This is a genomic window from Catellatospora chokoriensis (assembly GCF_011297315.1).
Taxonomy (GTDB): domain Bacteria; phylum Actinomycetota; class Actinomycetes; order Mycobacteriales; family Micromonosporaceae; genus Catellatospora; species Catellatospora citrea.
This window is the reverse complement of sequence record NZ_JAAOTI010000010.1, coordinates 54672-69667: the sequence shown is the minus strand read 5'-3', so window position 1 is coordinate 69667 and position 14996 is coordinate 54672. Positions and strand designations below refer to the sequence as shown.

Here is a 14996-nt window from a genome sequence, read left to right as displayed (position 1 = left end):
CCGCGTCGACTCGTGCCAGCCCGGAGCCGCTGCCTGTGGATAACCCGGGTCGTGGCGGATCAGCCGAGAGCCAGCTGCGCGGACGCCGTCTGCGGGTCGAGGCCGGGTCCCGGAGGCACCAGGTCGACCAGCGACGAGGGCAGCCGCAGCGGCACCGGGTCCTGGTAGCCGAGCATCGGCAGCACGTCGGGCCGGGCCGCGTCGTAGCGCACGCCCTGGTCGGTGACCAGGCTCAACGTGGTGCCCGCGGCCACGATCGCGCCCCGGCCGGAGGGCACCAGCACGTAGTCGGCGTACGCGCCGCCCTCGGCGCTGCGGCCCACTGTCGCGATGCGCCCGGCCAGGTCCAGCGGCACCTCGGCGCGCACCTCGGTGGTGCCCGCGTCGTCGCGGACCACCGCGCAGAGCGCGCCCTGGCCGTAGGTGGCGATGGTCGGCATGTTCGCCGGTGGCTGACGCGGGTCGCCGGCGTCGGGGACGAGGCTGTCGGGCGAGTTGTCGTACTCGGCCAGCTCGGTCTGGTCGATCTCGATCTCCCGGCCGATGCCGTGCTGCTGGCGGTAGCGTCCGAGCAGCAGCGCGGCCTGCACCGGTGTGATCATCGCCAGGCCGTCCGCGCGGACCACCGCGTACTGCAGCGACTTGCCGTCCAGTCCCTTGATCTTGATGACCTGGCCGTTCTTGAGCTCCTTGACCGACGAGGTCGCGCCCGGGTCGCCGATCCGCGGCTCGTCCAGCGGCTGCCCCTGCGGCATGCCATTGACGAACGCGGCCGGCACGGCCACCGGCTGCGCACCGCCGGCCAGGTCGGCGTACTCGTCGGCGTCGGCGTTGTAGAGCCGGCCGTGCCAGAGCAGGTAGATCGCCTCACCGGCGCGCACGAACAGCGCCTCGTCGCCGCCCATCACCCGGCCCTTGCCGGCGAGCACGGTGTCGCCCACCACCAGCACCGAGGCCGGCTTGTCCGACGCGGTCGCCGAGCAGACCGACCACGGCAGCCCGAGCAGGGCGTCCGGGTCCGGCAGCGAGTCCGGCAGGTCCACCACCCCGACGGTGAGCCCGCGCGGCACGTCCACAAGCGACTTGCGGGCCACCGTCGTCACCTTCGGCTGCGCCGCGCCGGAGGCCAGCAGCGCCGAGGTCAGGTTCAGCGCCGGGTGCAGCTTTCCGTCGCGGTACACGAAATGCGCGCCCGAGCCCTCCTCGATGATGACCGCGCCGTCGGCCTGCCAGCCGGTGTCGCCGCGGTTGCTGAACACCCCGTACACCCCGTATCCGGCCGCGATGACCACGGCCAGCAGGATGCTGGCGAGGGTGGCGCCGGCGGCGCGGCGAAACGGCGCCTGCGCCGGATCGGTGTCGCGCATCACCAGCGCCGAGACCACACGCTGCACCGTGAACTGGTACGAGTGCAGTTGGTCCTGTCTCGACGGCATGGGCCCTCCCCACGGGTCAGCCTGCGGCTCTACCATGAGCCGGGCGAAGTGCGGCGGTTCAGCTGTTGGGTTGTCCTCGGCGATCCGCCGCCGGGCGGGCCGCGGGGCCGCCACTAGCTGGAGCCTAGGGGAGGCTATCGCGATGACGGTCGACACGGTTACCGGGCCGACGGCGCACACCGCCGACGCAGCGGCCGCACCGGCGGCGCACCCGCGTCCGGCCAGGCGTTTCCTCGGCCTCGGCAGCGGCCAGATCGTCGCGGTGCAACTGGCACTGGTGCTGCTGGTGGCCGCCACGCAGGCGGGGGTCGGCTACCTGCTGCCCGCCGTGCCGGTGGCGGCCGCGCTCATCGTGCTGGCCTGGGGCCGCTGGCGGGGCCGCTGGCTGTCCGAGTGGACCGCCGTCTACCTGCGCTACCGCGGCCGACGCCGCCGGATCGAGCCCACCGGGGACGCCGCCGAACTGCTGGCCGCGGCCGCACCGGGCAGCCGTCTGTCCACGCTGGACATCGAGGGCGTCTCCTGCGCCGCGGTCACCGATGCCGAGGGCATGTGCGTGCTGCTGGAACTCGGCGACCAGGCGGTGATGCCGGCCCGCGCCTGGCACCCGCTGCCGTCGCCGGCCGCGCTGCTGCCCGCGCCCGGCGCGGACACCCCGCCGGTGCGACTGCAGTTGCTGCTGCACGCGAACGCCGCCAACGGCTCGTCGCCCGCGGCGTCGTCCTACCGCCAGCTGTCCGGCGGGCGCCTGCTGGCCAACGAGCGTGCCGTGCTCGCGGTGCGGGTGCGCCGGGCCGAGGGCTGGCAGGAGGCCGACCTGCAGCGCGCGCTGACCGGCGCGGTGCGCAAGGTCCGCGCGAAGCTGGGCGACGTGCCGCACCGGCTGCTCGGCGACGTCGCGGCGCTGCGGGCGCTGGCCGAGGCCGCCGGACACAACGGCGCGGCCCCCGCCCAGGAGGGCTGGTCCGCGCTGCACATCGGCGGGCTCTACGCCAGCTCGTACGCGGTGGAGCGCTGGCCGACGCCGCACCCCGACCCGGCCCACGCGCTGCTGCCGCGCCTGCTCCGGCTGCCCGCCACCACGGTGTCGGTGTCGCTCGCCGCGGGCCCCTGGGCCGACGGCGGCGCGACCGTGCAGGCCGAGCTGACCGTGCGGCTCACCGCACCCGACCACAATTCGCTCGGCAACGCGGGCACGGCGCTGCGCCAGCTGCTGGCCACCGAGCACGCCCACGCCCGCCGCCTGGACGGGCAGCAGTTCGACGGCCTGATCGCCACCCTGCCCCTGGCCGGACCCGGCCCCGTCGAACTCGGCGCGGGCGGGGGCGGCGGCGTGAACCGGCGACCGGCCGCGGTCGCCGCGCTGGCCACGCCGTACGGCGGCAGCGGGCTCATGATCGGGGTCAACCGGCACAGCGAGCCGGTCTCCTTCCGGCTGTTCCGCCCGGAGGCCACCCGGGCCGTCCTGATCGGCGGCGTCGCGGTGGCCCAGATCGTGGCCGTGCGGGCCATGGCCCTCGGGGCGTACGTGCTGGTCCAGACGACCCGCCCGTGGGCGTGGGAGCCGTTCAGCCGCGGGCTGGGCTCCGGCGCGCCGCTGGCCGTGATGGCGCCCGGCCCGGTCAACGTGCCGCCCGGCACGCCGCTGCGTCCGCTGCTCAGCATCGTCGACGCGGGCCCGGTCGCCGCCGACCGCACGCCGGGCACGCCCTGGCACAGCACCCTGGTGGTGCGCGACGACCTGTCCCCGGTGGACGTCGACGTGCTCGGCCGCGCCGACCTCGCGCTGCTGCAACCGCTGCAGCCGGCCGAGGCCGCCGTCGCGGTGTCCGTGCTGGGGCTGAGCCGCGACCAGGAGGCGTGGCTGTCCCGCGCCCAGCCCGGCATGATCGGCGTGGTGCACCGCCGCTCGGTGCGCTGGGCGGCGCTGAGCACCACCGGCTACGAGCAGCAGCTGATCAACGCGACCCAGCAGAACGGACGCTGACCGGCTAGGCTGGGGGGTGCGCACCGGGGCGAATCGTGGCACGATGCCGCACCATGGGAATTCTCCTCCGTCTGGCCGCCAGCGCCGCCGCCGTCTGGGTGGCGACCATGCTCGTTCCGGGCATCAGCGTGACGGCCGAGACCGTCCTCGGCACCATCGGCACGTTCGTCGCGATCGCCGTCATCTTCGGACTCTGCAACGCCTTCATCCGCCCCATCGTCAAGATGGTCGGCTGCGGGCTGTACATCTTCACCCTCGGCCTGATCGCGCTGGTCGTCAACGGCGCGCTGTTCATGCTGACCAGCTTCATCGCCGGCCTGCTGGACGTGCCGTTCCACGTCGACAACTTCTGGCCGGCCGCCATCCTCGGCGCGCTTGTCGTCGGTCTCACCAGCTGGGCGCTGAACTGGTTCATCGAGGACTGAGTTCTCCCACCGGCTGAGCGACCTGGCTCACATGTCAGGAGCCGAGGCGGAGCGTCCCCTTACCATTGATCGGTGAGTCAGCTTCGCCTCGGCTACCTGTACGGGTTCGGCGCCTACGCTCTGTGGGGCTTCTTCCCGGCGTACTTCAAGCTGCTCAAACCCGCCGGCCCGGTCGAGGTGCTCGCGCACCGGATCGCGTGGTCGGCGCTGTTCATGGTCCTCGTGCTCACCGCGGTGCGCCGCTGGCGGCAGATCGCGGCACTGCTGCGCAAGCCCGCCACCGTCGGCGGCATCGCGCTGGCCGCCGTCTTCATCGGCGTCAACTGGGGCACCTACATCTACGGCGTGAACGTGGACCGGGTGGTGGAGACGTCCCTCGGCTACTTCATCAACCCGCTGGTCGTCATCGTGCTCGGCGTGCTCGTGCTGGGCGAGCGGCTGCGCCCCGCGCAGTGGGCCGCCGTGGGGGTCGGCACGTTCGCGGTGCTGGTGCTGGCCGTCGACTACGGCCACCCGCCGTGGATCGCGCTGATCCTCGCGATCAGCTTCGCGCTGTACGGGCTGACCAAGAAGCGCCTGGCCCTGCCGCCCGCCGACGGCCTGTTCGTCGAGTCCGCGGTGCTGACCCTGCCCGCGCTGGCGGTGCTCGGCTGGCTCGCCAACTCCCGCGACCTGAGCTTCGGCCACGTCAGCACCGGCCACACCCTGCTGCTGGCCGCGTCGGGCGTGATCACGGCGATCCCGCTGCTGATGTTCGCCGGCGCCGCCAACCGCATCCCGCTGACCGGCCTCGGCATGCTGCAGTACGTCGCCCCGACCCTGCAGCTGGCGCTGGGCGTCTTCGCCTTCCACGAGCCGATGCCACCGGCCCGCCTGTTCGGCTTCGGCCTGGTCTGGCTCGCCCTGGCCGTGTTCACCTGGGACGGCCTGCGCAACGCCCGCCGCAACCGCCTCGCCCTCGCCACCGGTGACGCCACCCCCCTCGCGGCCACCACCCGCGCCTGACCGCCCCTACCCGGCGGCCCGGTGGGGCGGCCCCGCCAAACCGGTCCAAGGTCGTCCGACTTGCCGGGCAACCGGGCGAAATCGTGCCCAAGATGCGCACATGTGCCAGGCAAGTCAGGTGACCTTGAAACGGGCGGCCCGCGGCCTGGTGGTGTTCATACGGGGTTCATCGGCGGGATGAACGCGGCTCACCTGCCCTCCCTACGTTCCGGACGACGGCACAACCTGTCGACCCGACGTATGGAGGCAACTCCCATGAACGAATCCCGCCGCCGGCTCCCCCTGCTCGGCGGGGACGGCCACAGCGGAGGCAGCCGGTCGTCCATGACCTGCCTTTACCGCTGCGGCAACGCCTGTGACCACCCGGCCCCGAACACGTCGCCCAACGCGTACTTCGGCGACGTCGTGCAGGCCGAGGTCTCCCGGCGCGGCATGCTCAAGGCCGGCTCGGCCGGCGCCATCGCGCTCGGCTTCGCCGGTGCGGTGGCCGGCGCCACCGCTGCCACGCCGGCGTTCGCCGAGGGCGGCGAGGCGGGCACGGCCGAGGAGTTCTCCGTGGACGCGCTGACCCGCACCGGGAAGCCGACCGCGCTGACCTTCTCGCCGATCCCCCCGAACACCCTGGACAACCTGGTGGTGCCCAACGGGTACGACCACAACGTGATCATCCGCTGGGGCGACGAGGTCGTGCCGGGCGCGGCCGACTTCCACCCGGCCAAGCAGACCGCGGCCACCCAGTCCAAGCAGTTCGGCTACAACAACGACTTCGTCGCGGTGCTGCCGCTGGGCCGCGGCGGCGACCGCGCCCTGCTGGTCTGCAACCACGAGTACACCAACGAGGAGCTGATGTTCCCCGGCTTCGCCGGGCTCGACGCGCTCACCACCGACCAGATCCAGGCCACCATCGCCGCGCACGGCATGTCGGTCGTCGAGCTGGAGCGGGTCGGGCGCACCGGGCAGTGGGTCGTCGTCGGCAAGGGGCGGCGGCCGTACAACCGGCGCATCACCGGCCTGTCCACGGTCTTCGCGATGACCGGTCCCGCAGCGGGTTCGGCGCTGCTGAAGACCGCGGCCGACCCGAGCGGCCGCAAGGTCGTCGGCACGTTCAACAACTGCGCGGGCGGCGTCACCCCGTGGGGCACCGTGCTGTCCGGCGAGGAGAACTGGAACCAGTACTTCGTCGGCGGCGACGGCGCGCCGGAGGCGAACAAGGCGTCGCTGAACCGCTACGGCGTCTCCACCACGGCCCGCTATCCCAGCGGCTCGCGCAAGTGGGACCGGGTCGACGCCCGGTTCGACCTGACCGCGACCCCGAACGAGATCCACCGCCACGGCTGGATCGTCGAGGTGGACCCGTTCGACCCAGGCTCGACCCCGCGCAAGCACACCGCGCTGGGCCGGTTCAAGCACGAGGGCGCGAACGTGATCGTGGCCGACAACGGGCACGTCGTGGCCTACATGGGCGACGACGAGCGGCACGACTACATGTACAAGTTCGTGTCGCACAAGAAGTTCACCCGCGGCAACTCGTACTGGGCCCGCAAGCAGAACATGTCCCTGCTGGAGTCCGGCGACCTGTACGTGGCACGGCTCGGCTACACCAGCGCCGCCGAGATCGACGGCACCGGCAAGCTGCCCAGCGACGGCGCGTTCAACGGCACCGGCGTCTGGATCCCGCTCGTCAAGGACAACAAGTCGATGGTGCCGGGCTGGACCGTCGAGCAGATCCTGGTGCACACCCGGCTCGCGGCCGACGCGGTCAACCCGACCAAGATGGACCGCCCCGAGGACGTCGAGCCGAACCCGGTCACCGGCAAGATCTACGCCGCGCTGACCAACAACACGGCCCGCGGCACCACCGGCGGCCGCAACGCGCCCGCCGACGAGGCCAACCCGCGCAACGCCAACAAGCACGGGCACATCTTCGAGATCACCGAAGACGGCGGCAACCACGCGGGCACCACGTTCACCTGGGCGGTCCCGATCGTCTGCGGCGACCCGGCGGACCCGTCGACCTACTTCATGGGATACGACAAGACCAAGGTCTCGCCGATCTCCTGCCCGGACAACCTGGCGTTCGACGGCGCGGGCAATCTGTGGATCTCCACGGACGGCAACGCGCTGCTGTCCAACGACGGCCTCTTCGCGACCGCGCTGAGCGGCCCCGAGGCCGGGCACCTCAAGCAGTTCCTCACCGTGCCCCGCGGGGCCGAGGCCTGCGGCCCGTTCATCAGCGTGGACAACAAGACGGTGTTCGTCGCCCCGCAGCACCCGGGCGAGATCAGCGGCGCGTCCATGGAGAAGCCGGCCAGCACCTGGCCCGACGGCGACTACGCCAAGCCGGGCATCGTCGGCGTGTGGCGGCTCGACGGCCGGCCCGTGGGCAGCTGACCCACCTGCACCAGCGGCGTCTGCGGCCTCCGGGCCGCAGACGCCGTTCCTGTCCTGGCACCCGCCACGCGGGCGGCCGGGCCGCGCCCGCCTCCCTGCCGCCCGCCTGACGGGACGGCGGGCCGTCGGGTGGGTCAGGCCGCCGCCGCGCCCGGAGCGGCGACCAGCGGCGCGTTGAGAGCCGACTGCAGCGCCCGGGCGGTGGCGTGCAGCCGTTCCCGGATCACCGGCGCCTGCTTCACGAGGTCGACCGCCGGCAGCGCGCAGGCCACCACGTAACGCTGGCCGAGGTCGCCGGCCGTCTGCACGGAGACCGACGCGCAGGCCACGCCCTGGCGGAACTGCCCGATCTCGACCTGCATGCCGCGCCGCATGCCCGCCGCGATGTCGGCGTCGAGCGCGGTGTGCGAGCGCAGCGTGGCCTGGGTGAAGGCGCGCATGCCGTGCTCCTTGAGGTAGCGCTCGCGCTGCACCTGGTCGAGGGTGGCCAGCAGGTTCTTGCCCAGCGCGGTCGCGTGCGCGCCCTCGTCGAACCCGGGCACCAGGTCCTCGACGTGCGGCGAGCGGAAGCCCTCGGCCACCGCGGTGATCGCGATCCGGCCGTCGACGAAGCTGCCCAGGTAGTGGCTGTAGCCGATCTCGGCACTGGCCCGGCGCAGCACGGAGCCGACCTCGGCCGGCCCGCGCATCGCGCTGACCAGTTCCCGGAAGCGGTCGGCCACCGCCAGCCCCAGCGTGTACGCCCCGTCGGCGCGGCGCATCACGTAGCCCTGGTGGGCCAGCGTGCGCAGCATCCGGTACGCGGCGGCGATGGTGATGTCGCACCGGCGGGCGATCTGCTTGGGGGACAGCCCCGCGGGCGATTCGCCCACGACCTCCAGCACCCGCAGCGCCCGCGCCACGCTGCTGACCATGTCCGATGGCGGAACCGCTGAATCTCGCACCGTCACCTCCATGCAGTCGCACCTACGATATGCAAATGCACGCCCGACGTGAAGGGCCCCGACGTAACGAAATCCCTCGATCCATTTGGGACGGTCCCCACCCCCACCCGTCAGCCCCGAAACCCACCCCACCAACCCCATGCGCCCCATCCACCACTTCTCGCACCGCGCCCCTTGCATAGACGCTGGCCTATTACATCGAATATTCGAAGATCGAACTCGATGTAATAGGCCAGCGTCTATGTCAAACCGGTCGTCCGGCAGCGCCGGACCGGCTCCGGAGCGCCTGCCGCACCGATGCCGACGCGGCGAGCGGGCCGGATCAGGCGATGCGGTCGGCGATGACGTCGCAGAGCGACTCCAGCGCGTCCCGGGCCGCGTTGCGGGGCAGCCCCTGCAGCTGGGCGCGAGCCTGCTCGGCGTAGCCGCGCACGGTCTCCCGGGCGCGCTTGAGCGCCACGCTGTCCCGCAGCAGCTCCAGCGCCTCGGCGTGCAGCGCGTCGTCGGTGACCGGGCCGTCGGCCAGGATCTGCCGCAGCCGCACCGCGGCCGGGTCGCTGTCGTCCGAGGCCAGCGCGTACAGCACGGGCAGGGTGGGCACGCCCTCGCGCAGGTCGGTGCCGGGCGTCTTGCCCGAGTCCGTCGAGTCGCTGGAGATGTCGAGCAGGTCGTCGGAGAGCTGGAAGGCCAGCCCCAGCGTCTCGCAGTACGTGGTGAGGGCCGCGGTGGTCGCGGGCGACGCGCCGGAGAACATGCCGCCGAAGGTGCCGCAGGTCGCCATCAGCGAGGCGGTCTTGCCGTCGAGCACCTTGAGGTGGTGCTCGACCGGATCGGCGTCGCGCGGGCCCACGGTCTCGGCGATCTGGCCGTGCACCAGCTGGGCGAACGTCTGCGCCTGGATGCGCACCGCGTCGGGGCCGAGGCCCGCGGCGAGCTCGGCGGCCCGGGAGAAGAGGAAGTCGCCGACGAGGATGGCGAGCGAGTTGCCCCAGCGGGCGTTGGCGCTGGGGGTGCCGCGCCGCACCAGCGCCTCGTCCATGACGTCGTCGTGGTAGAGCGTGGCGACGTGGGTCAGCTCCAGCACGGTCGACGCGTCCACGAGTTCGGGCGCGTCCGGGTCGCCGAAGTGCGCGCAGACCGCGACGAGCATCGGCCGGAACCGCTTGCCGCCGGCGTCCATCAGGTGCTTGGCGGCTTCGGTGACGAAGGGGTCCGCGGATTCGACGCTCTCGCGCAGGCGGTCCTCCACCGACGCCAGGTGCGCCATCACCGAGGCCTCCAGGGCAGGGTCCTCGAACCGGACTCCGGTGCTCCGGGCAGTACGACCGTTCACGCTGCTCACCACGTCCTCACGATGCCACATGGCTGTCACATGATCGAAGCTCCCCCCATGTCCAAGGATCGGTCGCGGGGGGAGCTTCGGATTTACGACTACCTACCGGATGAAGTTGGACACGTTGGTCGTCAGGTCCAGCAGCGGGCTCGGCCAGACCCCCAGCACCAGCGTGACCAGCACGCCGATCATGAGGGCGGTCGAGGTCAGCGCACCCGGGATGGAGACGCTCGGGGTGGTCTCGCCCGGCTCGTTCAGCCACATCAGCACCACGACCCGGATGTACGGGAAGGCCAGGATGATGCTGCTGAGCACACCGAAGAGCACCAGCCAGGTCTGGTTGCCGGCGATACCGGCCCCGAACACCGCGAACTTCGCCACGAAACCGCTGGTGAGCGGGATACCCGCGAAGGCCAGCAGCAGGAAGCTGAAGACGCCCGCGAACAGCGGCGACCGCTTGCCCAGCCCCGCCCAGCGGGACAGGTGGGTGGCCTCCCCGTCGGCGTCGCGGACCAGCGTGAGCATGCCGAAGGCCGCGATCACGAGGAAGCCGTACGCCACGAGGTAGAACAGCATGCTGCCCAGGCCTTCCTTGCCGCCGCCGAGCAGGCCGACCAGCAGGTAGCCGGCGTTGGCGATCGACGAGTAGGCCAGCAGCCGCTTGAGGTCGGTCTGGGTGACCGCGAGGATCGCGCCGACCAGCATGGTCAGCACCGCGATGACGCCGAGGACCGGCGTGAACTCCCAGCCGAGCCCGTCGAAGCCGACGTAGAGCACCCGGGCCAGCGCGCCGAACGCGGCGACCTTCGTGCAGGCCGCCATGAACGCGGTGACCGCGGTCGGCGCGCCCTGGTAGACATCCGGCGTCCACACGTGGAACGGCGCCGCGGCGGCCTTGAACAGCAGGCCGATGGACAGCATCGCCAGGCCGGCGATCAGCAGGATCACGTTGTTCGGCGAGTTGTTCACCGAGGCGTGGATCGCCCGGAAGTCGACCGCGCCGGCGAAGCCGTACACCAGCGCCAGGCCGAACAGGAAGAACGCCGAGGCGTACGCGCCGAGCAGGAAGTACTTGAGCGCGGCTTCCTGCGACAGCAGCCGCTTGCGGCGGGCCAGCGCGCAGAGCAGGTACAGCGGGAGCGAGAAGACCTCCAGCGCCACGAACATGACCAGCAGGTCGTTCGCGGTCACGAAGAGCATCATGCCGCCGACGGCGAACAGCGCCAGCGGGTAGACCTCGGTCGCGCCGGACTCCTTGGCCGCCTGCTTGCGGTCCAGGTCCGAGCCGACCGTGATCGCCGCCTGGGCCACGAACGGGCCGCCGTTCTCCAGCGTCCGCTCACCGAACAGCAGCAGCGAGACGATGGCCAGCACCAGGATCGCGCCCTGCAGGAACAGGCCCGCCTGGTCGATCGAGATCGCCCGCTCCGCGGTCTGCGCGTTGGCATCGGTCACGTGCGGTGCGCGCAGCACCACGGCGACCAGCGAGCCGACCAGGGCCAGCAGACCCAGCACCAGCTGCACGGCGTTGCGGGCCACCCGCGGCACGAACGCCTCCACGAGCACCCCGACGCACGCCGCGGCGAGCAGGATCAGCATCGGCGCCAGTGCGGCGTAGTTCAGCTCCGGCAGCTTGAGGACAAAATCTTCGCCCATGGTCACTTTCCTGCTTCCACAGTGGAGGTGGCGGGCGCCGGGTCGGCCCGCTCCGGGGTGACCACGTCCGACAGGGTGTACTCCACCGCCGGGTTGATCACGTCGAGCACCGGCTTGGGGTAGAAGCCCAGCACGATCAGCAGCACGATCAGGGGCGCCACCACGATGCCCTCACGCAGCGACAGGTCGCGCTTCATCGGCGCGAGGTCGTGCAGCACGGGGTTGGTGTTGCCCTGGGTGGTGCGCTGGATCATCCACAGCACGTACGCCGCGGCGAGGATGATGCCGACCGTCGCGATGACCGCCACCGTCTTGTTCACCGTGAACGTCCCGATGAGCACCAGGAACTCGCTGACGAACGGGGCCAGGCCCGGCAGCGCCAGCGAGGCCATGCCCGCGATGAAGAAGACGCCCGCCAGCAGCGGCAGCAGCTTGCCCGCACCGCCGAAGTCGGTCACCAGGGTGCTGCCGCGGCGCGCCACGAACATGCCCACGACCAGGAACAGCAGGCCGGTGGCGAGACCGTGGTTGACCATGTACAGCACCGCGCCGGAGCCGGCCTGGTAGGTGAAGGCGAAGATGCCGACGCCGATGAAGCCGAAGTGCGCGATGGAGGTGTAGCTGACCAGGCGCTTGAGGTCCTTCTGGCCGATCGCCACGAGCGCCGCGTAGATGATGCCGATCAGCGACAGCCCGATCGCCCACGGCGCGAACCAGCGCGACGCCTCCGGGAACAGCGGGAGGCAGTAGCGCAGGATGCCGAAGGTGCCGACCTTGTCCATCACGCCGACCAGCAGCGCGGCGGCGCCGGCCGGAGCCGCCCCACCAGCGTCGGGCAGCCAGGTGTGGAACGGGAAGAACGGCGCCTTGATGGCGAACGCGACGAAGAAGCCGAGGAACAGCCACCGCTGCACGGTGGTGGTGAACTCGACGTTGGTCAGCGTCTGCCAGTCGAAGGTGTGGCCGCCGTACACCCACATGCCGATGACCGCGGCCAGCATCAGCAGACCGCCGACCAGCGAGTAGAGGAAGAACTTCACCGCGGCGTACTGGCGCTGCTTGGCCGGCACGTCGGTGCCGAACGAGCCGATGATGAAGTACATCGGCACCAGCATGACCTCGAAGAAGAGGTAGAACAGCAGCACGTCGGCGGAGGTGAAGGTGCCGATCATGGTGCCTTCGAGCGCCAGCAGCAGGGCGAAGTACGCCGGGACGCTGCGCTTGCTCTTCTCCGCGTCGTGCCAGCTGGCCAGGATCACCAGCGGCACCAGCAGCGCGATCAGCGCGATCATCACCAGCGCGATGCCGTCGACGGCGAAGCTGAACTTCGCGCCCCACGCCGGAATCCAGGTGTAGGACTCCTGCAGCTGCATCCGCGGGCCGTTGGGCTTGTACGCGACCCAGGCCGCGACGCCCACCGCCAGCACCACGATCGACCAGATCAGCGCCAGCCGCTTGGCCAGCTCCGGCTTGGCGCGCGGGACGAACGCGACCGTCAGCGCGCCGACGAGCGGCACGAGGGTCAGGAGTGACAGGTATTTCATCGTTATCCCATCCAGCCGAGCTGCACCGCGACGAAGGCGCCGAGCACCAGCACCCCGCCGAGAAGCATCGAGAGCGCGTACGACCGCACGAAGCCGGTCTGGAGTCGGCGCAGCCTGCCCGAGCCCCCGCCGACCAGCGCGGCGAGCCCGTTGACGAGTCCGTCGACGCCCTTGTTGTCGACGAAGACCAGCGCCCGGGTCAGCCACTTGCCCGGCTTCTCGAACACGGCCTCGTTGAAGGCGTCGGTGTAGAGGTTGTTGCGGGCGGCGGTGACCACCGGTCCGGCCGGCTGCGGCGCGAGCGCCGTGCCCTTGTTGAACAGCGCGTACGCCAGGCCCGCACCGGCCACCGTCAGCGCCAGGCTGAGCACGGTGATGGTGGTGTGACTGAGCGTCGTCGGGTGCTCCTCGACCCGCGCGCCCAGCACGGGGGTGAGCCACTCCGCGACCGGCGAGGCCATGAGCCAACCGGCGAAGATCGAGCCGAGCGCCAGGAAGATGAGCGGGATCGTCATCACCAGCGGGGACTCGTGCGGGTGCTGGTCGACCGAGCCCTCCTTGGCGGTGGTCCAGCGCTTCGGGCCGTGGAAGGTGAGGATGAACAGGCGGGTCATGTAGAACGCGGTCAGACCCGCACCGATCAGCGCCGCCAGGCCGAAGAGCCAGCCGGTCCAGCCGGGGCGCGCGAACGCGGCCACGATGATCGGCTCCTTGGTGAAGAAGCCGCTCAGCGGCGGGATACCGATGATCGCCAGCCAGCCCATCATGAACGTGAGCCAGGTGATCTTCATGTACTTCCACAGCCCGCCGAAGCGGCGGATGTCCACCTGGTCGTTCATGCCGTGCATGACCGAACCGGCGCCGAGGAACATGTTGGCCTTGAAGAAGCCGTGCGCCAGCAGGTGGATGATGGCCAGCGCGTACGCGCCGCCGCCCAGCCCGACGCCGAGGAACATGTAGCCGATCTGCGACACGGTCGACCAGGCCAGCACGCGCTTGATGTCGTCCTTGGCCGAGCCGATGACGCAGCCCAGCAGCAGGGTGAGCGCGCCGACGCTGACCACGACCGTCTGCAGCGTCAGGTTCGCGGAGAAGATCGGGTTGGAGCGGGCGATCAGGTAGACACCGGCGGTCACCATCGTCGCGGCGTGGATCAGGGCCGAGACCGGGGTCGGGCCCTCCATCGCGTCGGGCAACCACGCCTGCAGCGGGAACTGGCCGGACTTGCCGCACGCGCCGAGCAGCAGCAGCAGGCCGAGCACGAGCACCGTGGTGCTCGGCAGCAGGCCGGCGTTGCTGAACACGACGTCGTAATTGACCGAGCCGAGCTGCGCGAACATCAGGAAGATGCCGAGCACCAGACCCGCGTCACCGATGCGGTTCATGATGAACGCCTTCTTGCCGGCGGTGGCCGCGGACGGCCGGCCGTACCAGAAGGAGATCAGCAGGTAGGACGCGAGACCCACGCCTTCCCAGCCGAAGTAGAGCATCACGTAGTTGTTGCCGAGCACCAGCAGCAGCATCGCCGCGATGAACAGGTTGAAGTATCCGAAGAAGCGGCGGCGGCCCTCGTCGTGGGCCATGTAGCCGGTCGCGTACACGTGGATCAGGAAACCCACGCCCGTGATCAGCAGGACGAAGCAGGCGGTCAGCGGGTCGAACAGGAAACCGAAGTCGACCTGCAGGTTCCCGACCGGGATGAAGCTGTAGAGCTCCTGCTGCACCGCCCGGTTGGGCAGGTCGCGCAGTTCGAAGAACATCCCCGCGCCCAGCAGGAAGGAGAACAGCACCGACGCGCAGCCGAGCCAGTGTCCCCACTTGTCGGCCCAGCGCCCGGTCACCAGCAGGATCAGCGCGCTGACGGCCGGGACGGCGATCAGGAGCCACATGTAGGACAGCAGGCCAGTGGCAGAGGCGAAGACGACAGGCGCCGGTGCCCCTTCGGCGAGCATCAGAGTTGGTTGCATCTCCGCCTCAGTACTTCAGCAGGTTCGCGTCGTCGACGCTCGCCGAGCGTCGCGTGCGGAAGATCGACATGATGATGGCCAGACCGACGACAACCTCGGCTGCCGCGACCACCATCGAGAAGAACGCCATGACCTGGCCGTCCAGCGTCCCGTTCATCCGGGCGAAGGTGACCAGTGCGAGGTTCGCGGCGTTGAGCATCAGCTCGACGCACATGAACAGCACGATGGCGTTGCGGCGGATCAGCACGCCGACGGCGCCGATGCTGAACAGCACAGCCGACAGCACGATGTAGTACATGGGGGTCATC

General features: G+C 70.9%; 11 protein-coding genes. 4 read left to right on the top strand and 7 right to left on the bottom strand.

Going from position 1 to position 14996, the window contains the following annotated elements:
- Positions 1-59: 59 nt before the first annotated feature.
- Positions 60-1436 (bottom strand): type VII secretion protein EccB, encoded by a 1377-nt coding sequence (gene eccB, locus HAV39_RS16515; RefSeq protein WP_191840109.1) that lies wholly within the window; start codon positions 1434-1436, stop codon positions 60-62.
- Positions 1437-1578: 142 nt separating this feature from the next.
- Between eccB and eccE the strand changes: the two genes are divergently transcribed.
- The 4 genes from eccE (at position 1579) to HAV39_RS16495 (ending at position 7244) form a co-directional block, all read left to right on the top strand.
- Positions 1579-3423 carry a type VII secretion protein EccE gene (gene eccE / locus HAV39_RS16510; RefSeq protein ID WP_191840108.1) on the top strand — a complete coding sequence of 615 codons (1845 nt, stop codon included), beginning with the start codon at positions 1579-1581 and terminating at the stop codon, positions 3421-3423.
- Between the two features lie 53 nt (positions 3424-3476).
- Complete coding sequence (locus tag HAV39_RS16505; RefSeq protein WP_120317859.1) at positions 3477-3848, top strand: phage holin family protein; 372 nt, start codon at positions 3477-3479, stop codon at positions 3846-3848.
- Between the two features lie 72 nt (positions 3849-3920).
- Complete coding sequence (gene rarD / locus HAV39_RS16500) at positions 3921-4853, top strand: EamA family transporter RarD (protein ID WP_191840107.1); 933 nt, start codon at positions 3921-3923, stop codon at positions 4851-4853.
- Positions 4854-5108: 255 nt separating this feature from the next.
- Positions 5109-7244, top strand: a complete 2136-nt coding sequence (locus HAV39_RS16495) for a PhoX family protein (protein WP_191840106.1) — start codon at positions 5109-5111, stop codon at positions 7242-7244.
- Between the two features lie 134 nt (positions 7245-7378).
- On the opposite strand, the gene HAV39_RS16490 is transcribed toward HAV39_RS16495, so the two are convergent.
- The 6 genes from HAV39_RS16490 to nuoK all read right to left on the bottom strand — a co-directional run bounded on the left by HAV39_RS16490 (position 7379) and on the right by nuoK (position 14995).
- Positions 7379-8188 (bottom strand): IclR family transcriptional regulator, encoded by an 810-nt coding sequence (locus tag HAV39_RS16490; protein WP_373311790.1) that lies wholly within the window; start codon positions 8186-8188, stop codon positions 7379-7381.
- 322 nt (positions 8189-8510) lie between these two features.
- The gene (locus tag HAV39_RS16485) at positions 8511-9551 is read right to left on the bottom strand and encodes a polyprenyl synthetase family protein (RefSeq protein WP_191840104.1); all 1041 of its coding nucleotides are present in this window, start codon (positions 9549-9551) and stop codon (positions 8511-8513) included.
- Positions 9552-9623: 72 nt separating this feature from the next.
- Positions 9624-11177: an NADH-quinone oxidoreductase subunit NuoN gene (nuoN, locus tag HAV39_RS16480; RefSeq protein ID WP_191840103.1), complete on the bottom strand. Its 1554-nt coding sequence runs from the start codon at positions 11175-11177 to the stop codon at positions 9624-9626.
- A gap of 2 nt (positions 11178-11179) precedes the next feature.
- Entirely contained in the window at positions 11180-12721 is a 1542-nt protein-coding gene (locus HAV39_RS16475) for an NADH-quinone oxidoreductase subunit M (RefSeq protein ID WP_120317853.1), read from the bottom strand.
- A gap of 2 nt (positions 12722-12723) precedes the next feature.
- Positions 12724-14688: an NADH-quinone oxidoreductase subunit L gene (gene nuoL / locus HAV39_RS16470; protein ID WP_191840102.1), complete on the bottom strand. Its 1965-nt coding sequence runs from the start codon at positions 14686-14688 to the stop codon at positions 12724-12726.
- A 7-nt stretch (positions 14689-14695) separates the two neighbouring features.
- Positions 14696-14995, bottom strand: coding sequence for an NADH-quinone oxidoreductase subunit NuoK (gene nuoK, locus HAV39_RS16465; RefSeq protein WP_120317851.1), 300 nt, complete (start codon positions 14993-14995; stop codon positions 14696-14698).
- Position 14996 lies beyond the last annotated feature (1 nt).

Bases quoted from the DNA above. Each gene is read 5' to 3' on its own strand.
- HAV39_RS16475 (WP_120317853.1), bottom strand. From the start codon at position 12,721: ATGAAATACCTGTCACTCCTGACCCTCGTGCCGCTCGTCGGCGCGCTG.
- eccE (WP_191840108.1), top strand. From the start codon at position 1,579: ATGACGGTCGACACGGTTACCGGGCCGACGGCGCACACCGCCGACGCA.
- eccB (WP_191840109.1), bottom strand. From the start codon at position 1,436: ATGCCGTCGAGACAGGACCAACTGCACTCGTACCAGTTCACGGTGCAG.
- HAV39_RS16495 (WP_191840106.1), top strand. From the start codon at position 5,109: ATGAACGAATCCCGCCGCCGGCTCCCCCTGCTCGGCGGGGACGGCCAC.
- HAV39_RS16505 (WP_120317859.1), top strand. From the start codon at position 3,477: ATGGGAATTCTCCTCCGTCTGGCCGCCAGCGCCGCCGCCGTCTGGGTG.
- HAV39_RS16485 (WP_191840104.1), bottom strand. From the start codon at position 9,551: ATGTGGCATCGTGAGGACGTGGTGAGCAGCGTGAACGGTCGTACTGCC.
- nuoK (WP_120317851.1), bottom strand. From the start codon at position 14,995: ATGACCCCCATGTACTACATCGTGCTGTCGGCTGTGCTGTTCAGCATC.
- nuoL (WP_191840102.1), bottom strand. From the start codon at position 14,688: ATGCAACCAACTCTGATGCTCGCCGAAGGGGCACCGGCGCCTGTCGTC.
- nuoN (WP_191840103.1), bottom strand. From the start codon at position 11,177: ATGGGCGAAGATTTTGTCCTCAAGCTGCCGGAGCTGAACTACGCCGCA.